1 protein-coding gene and 1 pseudogene are annotated in these 746 nt (G+C 59.4%); both read left to right on the top strand.

Going from position 1 to position 746, the window contains the following annotated elements; genetic code table 11:
• A pseudogene (locus A3730_RS31070) lies at positions 1-205 on the top strand (hypothetical protein); the annotation flags it as partial.
• A 73-nt stretch (positions 206-278) separates the two neighbouring features.
• Positions 279-746 (top strand): MBL fold metallo-hydrolase (locus A3730_RS04970; protein WP_156500918.1); only part of this gene is annotated, 468 nt, incomplete at its 3' end.

Raw genomic sequence — 746 nt, 5'->3', positions numbered from 1 at the left:
CTCCCTGCAGGCACAGGCGCTGCATTGCCGGTCAGCGGATGATTGTCAGGTCATTTATCAGCAGCCCATTACCCTGCAGATGTATCTGCCCCGCGGCAGTGAATATCAATTTGCGGTTGTCAGCCGTCACCCGGAGGAAAAAACGCGGGTGGATCGCTGGCAACTGAGGGTGGTGGAAAAACTGGCCTACCCGGAAGCGGAATAAGGCACGCAAGACCGGGCTGGCATGATCTGACATGAATCGTCACAATGCGGCTTCCAAACTCCCAGGAGTCATTATGGCATCACTGATTCCCGGCCAGCTCACCCCCATCGGCGACCACGCCTGGCGGGTACTGGCGCGCAACCCGGGCATGATGACCGGGCCAGGCACCAACAGTTATTTGTTTGGCAGGGACAGCCTTACCGTTATTGACCCCGGCCCGGAGGATCAAGAGCACCTGCAGGCATTATTGCAGGCCGCACGCGCGCTGGATAAGCCGATTACTCAGGTCATCGTGACTCACACTCACCGCGATCACTCTCCCGGCGCACTGGCCCTGGTGGCCGCCACCGGTGCTCGCTGCCTGGGACCTTCTGTGCCAGATGATGGGCTGCAGGATGAAAGCTGGCATGCGGACCGCCTGTTAACTGAAGGCGATACGGTGAATTGTGGCGGTGTCAGCCTGACAGCCATTGAGACCCCGGGCCATGTGGGAAACCATCTTTGCTACCTGAGCGAACAGGGTTTGCTATTCACCGGCGAC

Source organism: Alcanivorax sp. HI0044 (assembly GCF_001634945.1).
This window is presented reverse-complemented; position numbering and strand designations above follow the sequence as displayed.